Here is a 14330-nt window from a genome sequence, read left to right as displayed (position 1 = left end):
CGAAGGAAAAAAAACCAGGATATCTACATCAACCAGACGTTCTGCGGAGTTTGGCTGCTCAGCTTCGTGATGAGGCTTCGCGAGCCGAGGCGCGGGCGCAGCGGCTGACAGACGGGGTTGAAGCAGCCGCCTGTCTTCCCGGCTGCTGGAATGCTCTGTCTACCTGCATTCAGGTCCAGCCTCTTTAAGTGGTGCACTGGCCGGCATTGCGTCGGCCAGCTACTTTCTTGCTTTCGTAAAAGCGCAGCTGTGCTTTGAAATCCGGATATCCGACCATGGGCCATATCGAATTGCTGCCCCAGCTCAAAAAATCGGTGCGACTCAAGCCAATGCATGGCTATGCCTTGGTTCATGCTCGCCATCCATCACAGATTCGCATGGTCGATCCCTCTCACGCGTTCTTTCTGTCGCTGTGCGACAGAACACTCCTCACCTCCGAAATCGCCTATATCTATGGGCAGACATTTGGGCTTACGAATGTTGAAGCAAAGTCCCAAGTAGATCAGCTGCTTAGACTTTATCGGCAGTTTCTCACGTTCGAAGCCAAACCAAATCCAAGCGAGCGATTTAGTCCACAGAAATTCCTCTACCCGGCCGATACCCCCGCCATAGAACGCGCCACCTTCGGAAAGTGGCCCGTTCCTGCGGGAATCAGTTTCACTCTCACTTTCAACTGCAATTTCAGCTGTTCGTATTGTTACCAGTATCGCCACCAGAGGAGCGACAGACGCTGGACCCTGAGCAAGTGCCTCGAACTGCTGCACGAGGCGGCGGCTTGGGGAGTCGTATTTGTCGGGCTTACAGGTGGTGAGCCAACGCTTTTCGACGGCTGGCTTGAGGTAGTGGAGCGCACCCTCTCGCTGGGCATGCTTCCGGCCATGACCAGCAACGGCACGGTGATCGGAACTTGTCCGGACATTGCCCTTCGGTTGGCAGCTGCGGGCATGGAAGAAATGACGATCAGCCTAGACGTGCCTTCACCGCAGTTACACGATCAGGTTACGCGGTCTCGCGGGCACTTTCCAAAGGTGATCGACGCGATTCGGTTTTTGCGGGCGGCGGGGATTCGGGTGGTGGTCAAGAGTGTGGTGACACCAATGACCCAGAACACAGTAGAAGAGACTATAGATCTTCTGGTGGATTTGGGTGTCGCGGAAGTCGGCATCTCCTACATGGAGAGTGGGGCCATCAAGTCTCCTGCCAATCGCGCTCGCAAGGTGACCTCCAAGGACCTGGCCCGGATAAGAAATCGGATCGAGCGAAAGCGAGAGCAGTATGCACAAGTCTGCACTGTGCATACGCCGAAGGATGCAAAGGGAAAGTGGAACGACAGCGAGTGGTATCCCTGCGGTGGCATCAATATGGGGATGTCGATATTTCCGAGCGGTGACGTCTCAGTTTGTGACAAGATGCATGGGGTGAAGGCCTTTACCTACGGTAACGTGTTCAGCGCGGGACTCAAAGCAATCTGGGACAGTGAAGCGTTTGCTGTCCTTCGTGCGCGGACCGCGAACCCGAAGGTCGTTGATCCGGACTGCGCCCGCTGCAGCAAGTTGCACCTCTGTCGGACATCCTGCTTTGTTGATTCATTCAACGCCACGGGCAGCTACTTCTGCAAGGCCCCATCTTGCGGTGGTCCTTTCTTCGACTAGGTCGCAAACTCATAAACTGGATTTCCGTTTTGTGACGGGTTCTGATTCAAGGCTTCCTTTGGAGGCTTGAATGCGTCGATACGAATTGAGCGACTTCGAGTGGGGTGTGATCCAGCCGCATCTGCCCAACAATGCTCGTGGCGTAGCGCGGATTGATGACAGGGACATTGCGGTGGCGGAAGCCGCCAATGCGCAGGCCATGTTGTCGGACAGCGAGGCCCTAATCGCCCGCCTGGAACTGGCGAAAAGCTGAGGCCCGAACTGCGCGGCCAGAATCCGAGCGTACGGCGCGACTGATCGACCAGATGGAATTGCAGCTCGAAGAGCTGGTCGTGGCTGCCACGGAAGAGTTGCCGCGCAGGCTGCTGCTGCCAGACCCCGAGCGTGCGTTCGTTCACGCGCAAACGGCCGGTACGAAAGCGCTGGCCGGAGGATATCGAGCGAGAGCGTGTTATCATTGATCCTGCGACCACCTGTGCATGCTACGGGGCTCGCGCCTGTCGAAACTGGGCGAGGACGTTACCAAGACACTGGAAGAGATCCCGCGCCGGTTCAAAGTGATCGAGACGGTACCGACGCCCGTGACTGCGAGGGATCAGCCAGCCGCCGGCACCGTCCATGCCACGCCCACGCGGCTTCATCGGCCCTTATCTGCTGGCGACGATCCTCTTCGGCAAATTGGGAATGCACAAGCCGCTCAACCGACAGAGCACAAGGTTCAAATGCGAGGGCATCGAGCTTTCGACCTCGACGCTGGCCGATCAGGTCGGGTTTGGGACATCCGCTCTCATGCCAATCTTTGATCTTATCGAGGCGCATGTCTTCGCGGCGGAGCGCCTTGTCCGCAACATTGCGAGGACACCAGCGCTCCCGTCGCTCGCGCCGTCGCGTCAAGTCTAGCGATTGCGACAAGATAACAGAGCCTGCCAGTCGGCTTCGATCGAATCATTCGTTCGCATACTGGCTGAGGACTCGCATCTCGATTCCACCAGTCTACCCCTAAGTTAACCCCTATGGGGCACGGGACTGCCGGTCGATTCGACCCCGATCGCATCAGCGGCCGTCGAGTTGCGCCTCTTGGGCGACCTTCGACGGAAGAATATTCCGGGCGATCTCGGCCGACTTTGAACATCGGTGACACTGTTCGGCGTTTTGACCAACGAGCTCTGCATCGGGCGTTACGTCAATAACCAGAAGACGACCAAGCTTCAGAGCCGCCCGTTCCGCAACCCCGAAAGGGTTGGCACGACGATCTTACCACGGATCATTTCGCTGCGCATTCTTGATCAGGCGCGGAAGCGCCTGGACGAGCGGCGGCCGAAACCGCTTCCGCGCGAGGCAATGGTCGAGGGATTGCGCGACTTGTGGGTCGAGAAGGGCCGCTATCGCGAAACATCGTAGATCGGTCTCGTTCCGTTCCGAGCGTGAGGGCCTAATACGTCTTTCACTTTGGCAGCCTCCGGCAAGACAATGAGTTTGGTCACGTTGCGCCCGCCGAAAGTTCTCGAGTGGCGCCTAGCCCCCTTGATGCACGGCGATGAGTTTTTTGGCGCCTGAAGCGGCGATGTTGGTTGCCCTTGCGGTGCTTTTCACAAGCCTCATGGGCGCCGGCGATCATCCGTTGTGATGGAAGGCGGGATTTGCGGATTGAAAGGTCAGCGGGTTCGTTTTTCGGGGCGTCCGGCGCCCGTCGGGCTATGTTGGGGATGCGATCGAGAACGATGCGCAGGATGCCTTGGTGGGGGCCAGGATGTCGACAAACGCTGGCGGATTTGCGTCTTGATTTCGACCACCCACTATCACGGCAGGCCAAGTTTGGGGAGATCCTCACCCGCATCGCACGGAGCGGGCCAATTGTCGATTCCCAACCCAAAAGGTCGGCAAGTTGACAATGCGTACGGTCAGAGAACGCGCAAATCAGAATTTTGAGGTTGGTACGGCGCTTGCTTGTTCACGGAAGCATCATCCGATCGCTTGTGAGAGCGAGCAACTTAAGCAAGAGCGCGAATTCATTATGCGGAAAACTGACTTAGAGCGATTCGTCAACGATTTAGGAAAAAAAGGCAGTCCGCTTGAAAACGCCAAACGGCGCGTTGGAGGGCTCGCTTCGATCGTAGCGATTGGAAAGAGCCTCAACTACAACATCACGCTTGACGAGGTTAAAAGCTACATCCGATCCAACAGCAGACAGAAGTCCAGTACGAAGAAGCTCGGCGCGATTGCAGGCCGCAAGCGCCGTTCGAGCGTTCCGGCCTTAACCAGCTTTGTACAGACCACCGCGTTGGCTAATTCCGCTGATGTATCCATGAGCCCTGCGCAACTCGGAGGAAGAACTGGCTTCGCTGCGGTCGTATTAATTGTCGTAATTGTTGTTGTGGTCGCAACATAACCGCATTGGCTCGTACGAGCCGGTCTAATGTAACATCAAAGCAAATCGCGGTCGAGGATGCGATCATGCTATCAGGCGTACAACGGGCCGCTTCAAGGGCTCACCCGTACCCTCGCGAACACTGGCAACAAATCTTTGACCAGCGCACGCCGCAGGAACGGCGAACGTTGCCTCATATCAAGCGCTTCATGGAGCGGCTGGTCGGTGATAGGAAATTCCGCACGGCCCTTTCGGAGAACCTCGACGCCCCTCGATCGGTAACAGAGCGCTACGGCATTGAAGTTGACCCAATGGAGATGCTGCCGCTCTGGTGCGGAGACTACGTGAAGCATCGCTTCAAGCCGGAGTCTGCCCCGTGGCCGCTGGCGATGATGTGGGACGAGTATATGCGCGAGATGTTGCGCCATCGCGACATGCTGCGCGCCGAGGGCGAAATGTCGATGGTGAACCCTCGCTTCCATGCCTGGCGAGAGCGCCAAATCCGCCGCTGCAACGACGAATTGGGCGAATTGGCACCGTCGGTCACGCACCCCATCATCGCTTTCGAGCTGAGTGAAGGCTGCACCGTCGGTTGCTGGTTCTGCGGCTTGTCGGCCGACCGGTTCAAGGGCTATTATGAGTATAGCGAGGAGCATGCCGGGGTTTGGCGCGGTGTGGTCGGTGTCGCGAGCGAGATGTTTGGTTCGGCAGCCCGCACCGGCTTCTGCTACTGGGCCACAGATCCGATCGATAACCCGGACTACGACCGCTTTCTGTTCGACTACCATCAAATCACGGGTGCATTGCCACAAACGACGACGGCGGCCCCGCTCAAGGATCAGGCGCTCACCAGGCGCGTGCTCGAACTGTTCAAACGTTACGGTGGCGTGACGAATCGTTTCTCCGTGCTGAGCACGAACCATCTCAATCAGATCCACGCGGCGTTTTCGCCCGAGGACCTGATGGGGGTCGAACTCATCCTGCAGGGCAAAGAGGCGCTGACCGCAAAGGCTTTCGCCGGGCGCGCGCGCGAGCGAAAGGAGAAACTCCAGGCAGCCAACAAAGATGATGCAATAGCCTTGGCGGAGGGCTATCCCACGACGATCGCTTGTGTTTCCGGCTTCCTCGTAAATATGCGGCAAGGACGTTTACAACTGGTGACGCCGGTACCGAGTAGCGATCGCTGGCCTCACGGCTACCGCATCGTGGATGAACGTTTCTTCAGCACGCCCGAGGAGTTCCGGGAAGGGCTGCAGTGCATCATCGACGAGCATATGTTCGAAAGCCCACCTGCGAACCTGCCGATCCGCTTCCGCGGAGATCTGCAATACGAGGCAGGGAACCGGTACTTCCATCTCCGCTCACGCAACATTGAACATCGGATAGATGATGATGTCGCTCCGATCTCCGTTGGCGATCTAATCGCGTGCGGCAACTGCACAGCCTCGGAGCTTATTATGCGGATCGCGACGGACGGAGCGAGCGCCCTTGCAGTCGCCGATCTACTGGACCAGTTGTACGCGGCCGGGGTGATCGAAGAGGACCTCGACGCCGTTTCGCTTGGCCGAACAGCGGTGGGATGACGGGCCGCATGGCGCTGGCTTATCTATCCGCGAGGACGCGAGTGCCTTCCGGCGACAGCAGCATGGGCAAGACGATGATCACGAAGCGCTTCTCGGACCCGCATCCAATATCTTCTCCCGGCACTCGTCGGCGGCCTCTTCTTGGCTCGACAACGATCAAACCCGGACGCGTCAATGTCTGGGCACGATAACTGGTGTCATCATCCTGGCGGTCGGCATTTCGGCAGCCGTTGGGCGGAAGGACCGGTGTACGTCCCCGCCGCAAGGCATCTGTTGTGGTCCGACATCCCGAACGATCGGCTGCTGCGCTACGACGAAGGCGATGGTTCCGTCACCGTCTTCGAGACCCATTGTAACTACCAGAACGGCCACACACTCGACCGCGAAGGCCGCGTCGTGCTTGCGAGCATGGCGGGCGCTGTGTCTCCCGGCTCGAGCATGACGGGCGTTGGCAGACGCTTGTCGAAACCGTTGCAGGCAAGCGGTTCAATTCACCCAATGACGTGGTGGTCAAATCCGACGGCACGATCTGGTTCACCGACCCGGTCTACGGCATCGAAAGCCACTACGAGGGCAAGATCGCCAAAGCGGAGATCGGTGGCTCGCATGTCTACCGGTTTGATGAGCTTTCGGGCGAGCTGAGCGCCGTTGTCACCGACATGGTGCAGCCGAACGGCCTGGCTTTTTCGCCCGACGAGACGGTCCTCTATGTTTCGGACAGCGGCGCCAGCCACGTGCCCGGCCTGGCGCGCGCGATCAAGGCCTATGACCTTGCCGCCGATGGTCGGTTGGCGCGCGCAGGCGGCATCTTCGCCGAGTGCGGGGCAGGCCTCTTCGATGGTTTTCGCGTCGATCGCGACGGCAACATCTGGGCCTCCAGCGCCGACTCGGTGCGCGTCCATGCACCGGACGGAACCCTGATCGGCCGTATCCTGGTTCCCGAGCTCGTTTCCAGTGTCTGTTTCGGCGGTCCTAAGCGCAACCGCCTCTACATCACCGCACAGGCATCCCTCTACGCCATTTACATCAACGCACATCCGGCCGGGGTTGGTCCGGTGGCGGGCGACATCAGCCAGTGACATGCCGCCATCCAATCGAAAGCCGAGTTCGGAAAGACCATGCAATTTCTTGAACCAAGGGAGGTACCAACATGCAACGCAGAACATTCCTGAAATCATCCGTCGCCTTGATGGCGATAGCGATCGCTGCTCCAACCCTGTTCTCCCTCCGGGCCAAAGGGACTCTGTCTTGCACGTCAAGCACTTCACAACGCAGGCCCGGCCTAGTATTACAGTTGCATTTTAGTTCTCAGATGAGCTCGTCGAGCGGCCGCCTGATGGGCGCGCCTCCAGCATGACCATGCGATGACGTAGGCGGGGCTTATGCGACGCTGGGCGAGTCTGGTGGCGATGCGCCGGACTTCCTGGATAGACCAGCGGTTCAAATCCTGATGGTCGGCATCCGCGGTCTATTTTGGGGCGTCGCGTCATTGGCGCGGTATCGGATCACCGCCATCATGGCGAAGGCGAGCATGACGAGGGAGGCGTGGCGATGCCAGCCATGCCATGACCGGGTTTCGTTGTGATCGAGTCCGAGCTCGTTCTTGGCGGTCTCGAAGCTGTCTTCGATCGCCCAGCGATGGCCTTCCCCGGAAACGAGCGTCTGGATGCCCGTCCCGGCCGGGCACCATGTGGTGAAGAATGCGAGATCGCCGTCGCTGATATTGCGCCGGATCAGGAGGCCACGGGTCCAAAGCCCCGATTTCGTCTCGTTATATTCGTCGGCATCGAGATCGGCGAGTTCGCAGTAGGCCCAGTCATGAAGCCGCGCGCCTTTGGTGCCCTCACCGGCGGAAAGACGCTGCCATGCACTTGGATCGAGATCACGGGCGATCTCCTGAGCTGTGCCGGCGAGCGGAGGCTTCCCCGACCAAGAGCCGAAATGGTGGTCCGACTTGACCCCAAGAACGTAGCCTTTGCAGGCTCGCCGCAGGGTTCCTTCGACGTCCCCGACGCCATACACCGCATCTGCGGCCACCCATGAAAACGGCACATCGGCTGCCAGCGCACGCCGTATCATATCGACAGCCAAGCCTGGCTTGGTAGCGAAGGCTATAGCCTCAGGAACATGGGTTGCTGCAAGCCTTACCGGATCTCCGGTCCAGCTTTTGGGCAAGTACAGGGCCCGATCGATAAAGGCATGACCGCGAGCGGACACATAGGCGGAGAACACACCGATCTGGCAGTTCGTTATCTTGCCTGCCGAACCTGTATATTGACGCGCAACACCGCACGATGTCTTGCCCTGCTTGAGGAAGCCCGTCTCATCGATGACCAGGACCGCATCATCTGTGGCGAGGTTTTCTACAACATACTCTCGCACGATGTCGCGAAGTCCGTCCGCGTCCCAACGCCCGCGACCCAGAATGGCTTGTTGCCGCCACGGGCCGGGATCACCGGCCGCCTCCGCGCGCATCCAACCTGTCTTACGCCGCTCGTCACCCAGCAAGCCGTCCAGGAAAAGGTTCGCAGATGCTGCAACTCGCTCTTGCGTAAACAGTCCGCGCATACGCGCTTTCACGTCACGCAGCGATGATGCCCAAAGCTCAAGCGTAGTTTCGATTGATGCACCTGTCATCCATGACCTCCGAATCATGGAGACCCATAGATTCAGACCATAGATAAATATGCAACTGTAACGCTAGGAATGAGCGGGACCTTGGGTCGTTCGACTTCGTGAACCGTCGGCAGCGCAGCATGGTCCAACTCGGGACGTGGTGGGCACTTGGAGGTGGGGTCCATTCGCATCTTGTAATGAAATCGCCGGCTTTCCGGTTGGCACACCCGTTGCAGAGTTGTTTTCGAGGACATTTCGACAAATGGGAGAAACGCATGAATCGCTGGAGCAAGCTGGTCGACGTCAGCCGCCGTCAATGTCTAAGGGGAGGAGGGGGGAGTTCCTGCGTGCAATATCTGTTCGTCGGTGCCACAATGGTTTTGGCGTTACTGCCTCCGGTCGCCCGGGCCCAGGATATCGAGGGAGGCAAGGCGGTCTTCAAAAAGTGCGCCGCCTGCCACAGCGCTGATACCGGAGCAAACAGAGTCGGGCCATCCTTGAAAGGCGTCGTGGGCCGGTCAGCGGGGACCGTCCTTGGCTATTCTTATTCGAAAGCCATGAAGGATGTGGGCGCTGCGGGCCTGGTATGGGATGAGCCGAACCTGATGCAATATCTGGCAGATCCCAAGGCGAAAGTGCCGGCGAACAAAATGGGGTTCCCTGGCCTCAAGAATCCCGACGACGCCAAAAACGTCATCGCCTATCTCAAGAGTGTGTCAGGTTAGAAACCTTTGGCCTTTGCGTGTCGAGAACAACGCAAAGAAGGGAGCGATCGTGTGTCACTCCGTGAAACCTGTTTTGAAAGCCGACTGTTCTGCCGGGCAGATTGGCGAAGCTATCCCGTTCGAGACGGCGGTAGCCAAAGCCATCGCGCTCGCCAAACCTGTTCGATATGGGGAAACAGTCTCGCTCGTCGGTGCATTAGGGACGGGTTTGCGCCGCCGATATATGCTCGCCTATTTCGCTGCCTGCGTTCGATAATTCGGCCATGGACGGGTTTGCCGTTCGAACGGCGGATTTCGACGGGGAAGGGCCTTGGACATTTCGTCTGGCTGAACGGGTGGTCGCCGGCGATGTGCGCGCTCTTGAGAACCTCGACCCACGAACTGCACTCAGGATATTCACGGGAGCACCCGTCCCGGGGGCTTGATGCCGTGGTCATGCAAGAGCGCTGCGAGCGAATTAGCGATACCGTCACGATGGACAAGCGGCCCCGTCGTGGTCGTCACATCCGTTTTGCTGGCGAGGACGTCAGCGCCGGCACGGAACTGGTACGGCGGGGCAAGGGCCTGTCCGCCAGGGATCTAACCTTGTTGGCAGCGGTGGGGATCGTCAACGTTCAGGTGCTTCGAAAGATCCGGATAGGACTGCTCTCCACCGGAACCGATTTAAAAGAACCGGGCGAGCCCCTCGAATACGGTCAGATTTACAATTCCAATCAGATCATGCTGAGCTCGTTGCTGGCGGGTTGTCCTTGGGCGGAGATCGTCGACTTCGGCATGGTCCCTGACAGCCTGGGTCTCCTCACAGACGTTGTCGCTCGCGCCGCCACGTCCTGTGATGCCCTGGTAACCACAGGCGGGGTCTCGGCAGGCGAGGAAGACCATGCGGTGGTGGCTGTTCAGGCCCATGGTGCCGACCTTGGCGTCCTCAATGTCGCGATGCGGCCGGGCAAGCCGCTGAAGGTCGGAAGGATCAGGAAAACAGTCTTTGCAGGGTTGCCAGGCAATCCCAACGCGGCGCTGATAGCCTTCCGGCAGATTGTCCTGCCTGCCTTGCGAAGGCTGGCTGGCCTCGCGGAGACCCAGCCGCAATGGTTTTCGGCGGTGGCTGGCTTCAACTGCAAAAAGCGGCAAGGCCGAACCGAGTTTGTGCCCGTCCGCATATCCGGCCGCACCGAAATGGGTGAACCTGTGCTGGAGATGCCTGAACGTGGAACCTCGGCCAATTTGACGGCCGTTGCGTTGGCCGACGGCATCGCACTCCTGCCGCCTAAGGCCGCCGAAATCACAAACAGCATGCCGCTACGCTACGAACCGTTTGGGACCTAGACATTATGACCGTGGTGTGATTGGCGGCCCCACCCTTAGTCTTTGCAGCTGTATAGCAAACGGGGTTGCTCGGGAGTGCCGAGCCGAGCCCCAGCAAAGGAAGGACAGGCAAGAAGCATTCTCGCCTCTATTTCTGCTACGACCCGATCGGCTACGGGCTCGCCAGTTGGCGGTCACCGCTGCGATGTCGTAGCACCCTCGCTGATTCCCAAGCGCCCGGGCGAGCGCTTCAAGACGAACACCGGCGCGATGCGGTCAGCCTGGCGCGACTTTCGGGCGGGGAACTGAAGGGATCTGGGTTCCCGACGCGGTGCATGAAGCGGTGCGCGGATCTGGTGCGCGTGCGGGTGGGGCGAGGATCTGCGCGAGAAGCGCCAGCAGCTTTTATCGTTCCTGCTGCGCCCTGGCCGAGTTTTTAGCGGACGCAAGAATTGGCGCCCAGTACATGCCCGCTGGCTGGCGGCGCAGAAATTCGACCATCCGGCCCAGTAGATCGTGTGAGTGTGCGACCGGTAATTTCTCTGGGGTCAGGCGGCGCGTAGAAGAGGCGTTTTGGGCTTGAATATTGGAGGCACGTTCAGTTCTGGATGTCGGAAAGGCGCCCGCAGCCGGTTGCGAAGTTCGCCATTGATCTCCGCCGCCCGGACCTGACAAGTGGTCAATGCCTGCCGCTGCAACCGCACCAGCATGGTCATCGCGAATGTGTGCCACAGGTGATGCAAAGTTCCCGTCACACCGGTCCCCCGGAACGCCTCTGCAAAAACCGCCGTCAATCGTGTCTTGCTGACCGCGTTTCCCTGAAGATTGAGGAGGAGCGCCGACGGCGGCCGATAATCCGGCCGCTGGCGCCGCAACGCCCGGACCTGCGGCATGCGAACCTCGTTGATATAGGATTGCATGCGGTCGACCAGGCGGATCGGCGGGTAGATCGTGCGCGGCTTGTCACCCTTGGTAATTGTCAGGGGCACGCCGATCAGAGGATGATTCTCTTCGTCGAGATGCGGTCTCCGTAGAGCGGATCACGAGCAACTTCTGACATGGCCCGTGTACCCACATCTTCATCAGCCGTCCGTTAACTTTACGGTGCCTTCCGGTGCCAGGAGCACTGCAACGCTTCGTTTCGATCTTCTCACGGCTCTTCGCAATCTCTTCGTCCTGCCCCGCTCAAAATGCTCCGCTCTGGCTACCCATATTCACCGCCTGCAATGGCGCAATGGAAAGCCGTGGCCATGGTCAGCTGACATCAGCGGCCGCAGATCTCAACGCGTTCATCTGTAACAAAGTGACATCGCCCGATGGACAGTTTGGCGTGCGTGGCGCCTCACCCCTTGGTCACTCTGCGTTGCAGAGCCGCCCCACCACGCGGTAGCGGCGTCTCGTTGGCCAATCTCGGAAGCGCGTTCTTCGACAGGAAATCATTGATCGCTTCGCCAAGGAGCGCTTGCAGCGTGCTATCTCGTTCTAGCGCAAGACGCTTCAGCGCCTTCACAACTTCAGGGTCGAAATGACCGGAAATTTGGCGCCGCCCGCTTCGGGACGGAGGCTTGTTTGCGACCATACATCACCACCGAAAGAAGAACTCCCGGGAGCTCTACATAAAAGAGGAACATAAGTAATCAAGGTGTTGATCTGTCGACATTTCAACACTTCAACATTTATGAATTTACTATGGTGTTGCACAACAGAACTTGACGTGGGCGCAGACATAAAGGAATGTTTGTGCAAGCACTGATCAAAGGGCCGCATGCCACTCACTGAGGCGGTCAGCCGCGCGAATAAGAACGACTGGCGCGATGCACGCACTGCTTTGGGAGGGCGTACTCATCAAGGTCAGCTGCGCGATCGACGCCGGTTCGGAATCCCGGACGCGCGCGGCGAACGTGATCTGCTGGATGGTCGCGGCACGTCATGACGGAGGAAGAGCACGACGCCGGGCTCCGCAACTATAATCAAGCTTTCGGCATCGACGTCAACGACCCCGAGGCTGCCAAGGTCGCCCGCGAACTCCCCGATCCCGGAGGGCGTGAAGATGGCCGCCTGATCGAACTGCCCGGAGGGGCGAACGGCGTTCGCCCCCTCGCTCCTACCGCTTTTTCGCATGATGATGGAGTTGATGATGCTCACGAGCACGAAGATGTTCCTGATGATGTCCCAAGAGGTTGACTATGGGGCGTTGGTCCGTGGCGCGGACGCGGCGTCGGCGATCGAACGGCACTATGCCGAAATGGATGCATGGTGTCCGCCGCAAGACCCAGAACTGAACGAGGAGTTTGCTGTCACCCTCTATGAGATCCCAAGACACGCAGAAGGGGAGGTCGCCGCCCTTGTCGACAAGCTGTCGGCCGGTGACTATACGGCCGCAGCCGCCCATCTAGTCGCGCGATATCCCGACATCACCTCCACCATCGTCAACGTCATCTATACCTATGCGGAAGGGGCGAAAGCTACAGAACTCAAGCCTATGCCGGACCTCTTCGAGCGCCTCCGCTAGGGCAATCGCGGCCTCGTCCATATCGATTTGCGTCGTAGAACGGCCAAGGCTTAAGCGGATCGATTCCTCGGCGGCCACAGCACCAATCCCCATCGCGATCAGCACGTAGTATGGCTCGGACGTTCCCGGCGGGTGCAAGTTTTGTCTGGTCAGAGAATTTGCCAGAGTGGTGGCAACCTCATGCGGCAGCGAGGCTTTCGAACTGCTCGGAGAGAGACGGGTTCGGATTGAAGGCGTACCGCGCCTGTCGTTTGCGCATCATGTGGACCATCTCGATGCCGGACAGGGTTACCGCGGCGGGGTGTGCATCGATGAAACCGAGCATCGGCCGCACCCGGCGCTTGATCCGCCGATGATCCTGCTCGATGCGGTGATTGCGGTATTGGCTTTGGCGGATGCGGATCGGCTTCGACCGGCGCCGGGAGCAATCCTGCAATCGACTTGTGGCATCGCAGGAAACAATGGCTTCCCGGTTGGTCTGACTGCCGTCGATGACGATGTGATCGGGACGGCCATGGCGTGCCAACGCTTTTGTGAAGAAACGCTTGGCGGCCGGCAAATCCCGGTATTCACTGAACCAGAACTCGATGCTGTCGATGGCGCGATAGAGGTACATCCATCGCCCGCGGACCTTGATGTAAGGTGAGCGCTGTCCCGGCGCCACCTTTCGCGCGTGGTCGTGAGCCACGATGCTCGGAGCCTTTGAGGGCTTCGACACATGACGATTTCAGAGCTTACGCTTAAGTCCAGGGACGAGGAGCCGGTTCGACGGCTTGAGATATTCACGGGTTCTGGACGGCGGCGCGAATGGTTGCCGGAGGAGAAGGCGCGGATCGTGGCGGAAAGCTACGATGCTGGCGAGACCGTGAGCGCGGTGGCTCGGCGACATGCATTGTCCCCGCAGCAGCTGTTCGCCTGGCGCCGGTCCGCACGGGTGCCGTTGGCGAATGCGCCGGCACCGGAGCCGTTGTTTGTTCCAGCAGTGGTCGCGGCACAGGAGCCCGAACCGGCGGGGAAGCGCGCGAGATCGACACGGAAGCGGAAGGCCGCGCAAGAAGCCGGCGTGATCGAGCTGGAGATTGACGGCGTCGCCATGCGGGTCGGTCGTGGCGCCGACGCCAGGACGGTGGCGGCGGTGATCCGTGCGCTGAAGGCGCCGTCGTGATCGGGCCGACGAGTGTGGTCAAGGTGATGGTCGCGACGAAGCCGGTGGACTTCCGCAAGGGGGCCGAGGGCCTGGCGGCGCTGGTGCGCGAGACGATGGGCGCCGATCCGTTCTCTGGCGCGGTCTACGTCTTCAGGGCCAAGCGCGCCGACCGGGTCAAGCTGGTGTACTTCGATGGCACCGGCGTGTGCCTGCTGGCGAAGCGTCTGGAGGACGGGAGTTCTGCTGGCCTGCCATCACCGATGGCGTGGTGAGGTTGTCGGCGGCGCAATTGCAGGCGCTCCTGGAAGGGTTGGATTGGCGGCGCGTGCATGACGCCCGCGAGACGCGCGCGCCGGTCGCGGCAAGTTGATTCCATGGGCGGCCAGAGACGCTGGCAAAGCATTGGAATGCATGATTGAATC

Annotated in this window: 12 protein-coding genes and 7 pseudogenes; 15 read left to right on the top strand and 4 right to left on the bottom strand. The window is 59.5% G+C overall.

The features are described 5' to 3' along the window. The first annotated feature begins 275 nt into the window (after positions 1 to 275). The 7 genes and pseudogenes from NKI49_RS19545 (at position 276) to NKI49_RS19515 (ending at position 6682) form a co-directional block, all read left to right on the top strand. Complete coding sequence (locus NKI49_RS19545; RefSeq protein WP_352606099.1) at positions 276 to 1652, top strand: radical SAM/SPASM domain-containing protein; 1377 nt, start codon at positions 276 to 278, stop codon at positions 1650 to 1652. A 70-nt stretch (positions 1653 to 1722) separates the two neighbouring features. Further along, positions 1723 to 1821 (top strand): annotated as a pseudogene (locus tag NKI49_RS19540) (IS5/IS1182 family transposase); the annotation flags it as partial. Continuing rightward, positions 1819 to 2492 (top strand): annotated as a pseudogene (locus NKI49_RS19535) (transposase); the annotation flags it as partial. The pseudogenes NKI49_RS19540 and NKI49_RS19535, both read left to right, overlap by 3 nt. A gap of 294 nt (positions 2493 to 2786) precedes the next feature. Then, a complete protein-coding gene (locus tag NKI49_RS19530) occupies positions 2787 to 3053 on the top strand; it encodes a hypothetical protein (protein WP_352606097.1) in 267 nt (88 codons plus the stop codon). Positions 3054 to 3543: 490 nt separating this feature from the next. Then, positions 3544 to 4041: a hypothetical protein gene (locus tag NKI49_RS19525; RefSeq protein WP_352606095.1), complete on the top strand. Its 498-nt coding sequence runs from the start codon at positions 3544 to 3546 to the stop codon at positions 4039 to 4041. A gap of 65 nt (positions 4042 to 4106) precedes the next feature. After that, entirely contained in the window at positions 4107 to 5603 is a 1497-nt protein-coding gene (locus tag NKI49_RS19520) for a radical SAM family RiPP maturation amino acid epimerase (protein ID WP_352606093.1), read from the top strand. A 174-nt stretch (positions 5604 to 5777) separates the two neighbouring features. Next, a pseudogene (locus tag NKI49_RS19515) lies at positions 5778 to 6682 on the top strand (SMP-30/gluconolactonase/LRE family protein). Between the two features lie 361 nt (positions 6683 to 7043). Here NKI49_RS19515 and NKI49_RS19510 read toward each other — a convergent pair. After that, positions 7044 to 8258, bottom strand: a complete 1215-nt coding sequence (locus NKI49_RS19510) for an IS701 family transposase (protein ID WP_352606091.1) — start codon at positions 8256 to 8258, stop codon at positions 7044 to 7046. Between the two features lie 236 nt (positions 8259 to 8494). Here NKI49_RS19510 and NKI49_RS19505 point away from each other — a divergent pair, with 236 nt between their 5' ends. The 3 genes and pseudogenes from NKI49_RS19505 (at position 8495) to NKI49_RS19495 (ending at position 10270) form a co-directional block, all read left to right on the top strand. After that, positions 8495 to 8944, top strand: coding sequence for a c-type cytochrome (locus NKI49_RS19505; protein ID WP_352606089.1), 450 nt, complete (start codon positions 8495 to 8497; stop codon positions 8942 to 8944). A gap of 221 nt (positions 8945 to 9165) precedes the next feature. Beyond that, positions 9166 to 9487, top strand: a pseudogene (locus tag NKI49_RS19500) (molybdopterin molybdotransferase MoeA); the annotation flags it as partial. A gap of 54 nt (positions 9488 to 9541) precedes the next feature. After that, the gene (locus NKI49_RS19495) at positions 9542 to 10270 is read left to right on the top strand and encodes a molybdopterin molybdotransferase MoeA (protein ID WP_352606142.1); all 729 of its coding nucleotides are present in this window, start codon (positions 9542 to 9544) and stop codon (positions 10268 to 10270) included. A gap of 527 nt (positions 10271 to 10797) precedes the next feature. On the opposite strand, the gene NKI49_RS19490 is transcribed toward NKI49_RS19495, so the two are convergent. After that, complete coding sequence (locus NKI49_RS19490; protein WP_352606087.1) at positions 10798 to 11169, bottom strand: hypothetical protein; 372 nt, start codon at positions 11167 to 11169, stop codon at positions 10798 to 10800. 206 nt (positions 11170 to 11375) lie between these two features. Between NKI49_RS19490 and NKI49_RS33420 the strand changes: the two are divergent. Continuing rightward, positions 11376 to 11511 (top strand): annotated as a pseudogene (locus NKI49_RS33420) (IS6 family transposase); the annotation flags it as partial. Positions 11512 to 11591: 80 nt separating this feature from the next. Here NKI49_RS33420 and NKI49_RS19485 read toward each other — a convergent pair. After that, positions 11592 to 11828 carry a ribbon-helix-helix domain-containing protein gene (locus NKI49_RS19485; RefSeq protein WP_352606085.1) on the bottom strand — a complete coding sequence of 79 codons (237 nt, stop codon included), beginning with the start codon at positions 11826 to 11828 and terminating at the stop codon, positions 11592 to 11594. A 350-nt stretch (positions 11829 to 12178) separates the two neighbouring features. Here NKI49_RS19485 and NKI49_RS19480 point away from each other — a divergent pair, with 350 nt between their 5' ends. Beyond that, positions 12179 to 12433, top strand: coding sequence for a hypothetical protein (locus NKI49_RS19480; protein WP_352606083.1), 255 nt, complete (start codon positions 12179 to 12181; stop codon positions 12431 to 12433). Then, positions 12405 to 12761 (top strand): hypothetical protein, encoded by a 357-nt coding sequence (locus NKI49_RS19475; RefSeq protein ID WP_352606081.1) that lies wholly within the window; start codon positions 12405 to 12407, stop codon positions 12759 to 12761. The genes NKI49_RS19480 and NKI49_RS19475 overlap by 29 nt, the downstream gene beginning before the upstream one ends. A gap of 178 nt (positions 12762 to 12939) precedes the next feature. Here the strand turns inward: NKI49_RS19475 and NKI49_RS19470 are convergent. Beyond that, a pseudogene (locus tag NKI49_RS19470) lies at positions 12940 to 13401 on the bottom strand (DDE-type integrase/transposase/recombinase); the annotation flags it as partial. Positions 13402 to 13479: 78 nt separating this feature from the next. Between NKI49_RS19470 and tnpA the strand changes: the two are divergent. Both tnpA and tnpB read left to right on the top strand, forming a co-directional pair. Then, positions 13480 to 13926: an IS66-like element accessory protein TnpA gene (gene tnpA / locus NKI49_RS19465; protein WP_352606079.1), complete on the top strand. Its 447-nt coding sequence runs from the start codon at positions 13480 to 13482 to the stop codon at positions 13924 to 13926. A gap of 26 nt (positions 13927 to 13952) precedes the next feature. Continuing rightward, a pseudogene (gene tnpB, locus NKI49_RS19460) lies at positions 13953 to 14278 on the top strand (IS66 family insertion sequence element accessory protein TnpB). The last annotated feature ends 52 nt before the right edge of the window (positions 14279 to 14330 follow it).

This window comes from Mesorhizobium sp. M0587, from assembly GCF_040320945.1.
Lineage (GTDB): Bacteria > Pseudomonadota > Alphaproteobacteria > Rhizobiales > Rhizobiaceae > Mesorhizobium.
Note: the sequence above shows the minus strand (reverse complement) of the source record. Positions and strands in the feature narration are given on the sequence as shown.

Excerpts from the sequence above, each read along its gene's own strand:
- NKI49_RS19490 (WP_352606087.1), bottom strand. The coding sequence starts at position 11,169 with ATGCAATCCTATATCAACGAGGTTCGCATGCCGCAGGTCCGGGCGTTG.
- NKI49_RS19485 (WP_352606085.1), bottom strand. The coding sequence starts at position 11,828 with ATGGTCGCAAACAAGCCTCCGTCCCGAAGCGGGCGGCGCCAAATTTCC.
- tnpA (WP_352606079.1), top strand. The coding sequence starts at position 13,480 with ATGACGATTTCAGAGCTTACGCTTAAGTCCAGGGACGAGGAGCCGGTT.
- NKI49_RS19475 (WP_352606081.1), top strand. The coding sequence starts at position 12,405 with ATGTTCCTGATGATGTCCCAAGAGGTTGACTATGGGGCGTTGGTCCGT.
- NKI49_RS19525 (WP_352606095.1), top strand. The coding sequence starts at position 3,544 with ATGCGTACGGTCAGAGAACGCGCAAATCAGAATTTTGAGGTTGGTACG.
- NKI49_RS19545 (WP_352606099.1), top strand. The coding sequence starts at position 276 with ATGGGCCATATCGAATTGCTGCCCCAGCTCAAAAAATCGGTGCGACTC.
- NKI49_RS19520 (WP_352606093.1), top strand. The coding sequence starts at position 4,107 with ATGCTATCAGGCGTACAACGGGCCGCTTCAAGGGCTCACCCGTACCCT.
- NKI49_RS19510 (WP_352606091.1), bottom strand. The coding sequence starts at position 8,258 with ATGATTCGGAGGTCATGGATGACAGGTGCATCAATCGAAACTACGCTT.
- NKI49_RS19480 (WP_352606083.1), top strand. The coding sequence starts at position 12,179 with ATGACGGAGGAAGAGCACGACGCCGGGCTCCGCAACTATAATCAAGCT.
- NKI49_RS19505 (WP_352606089.1), top strand. The coding sequence starts at position 8,495 with ATGAATCGCTGGAGCAAGCTGGTCGACGTCAGCCGCCGTCAATGTCTA.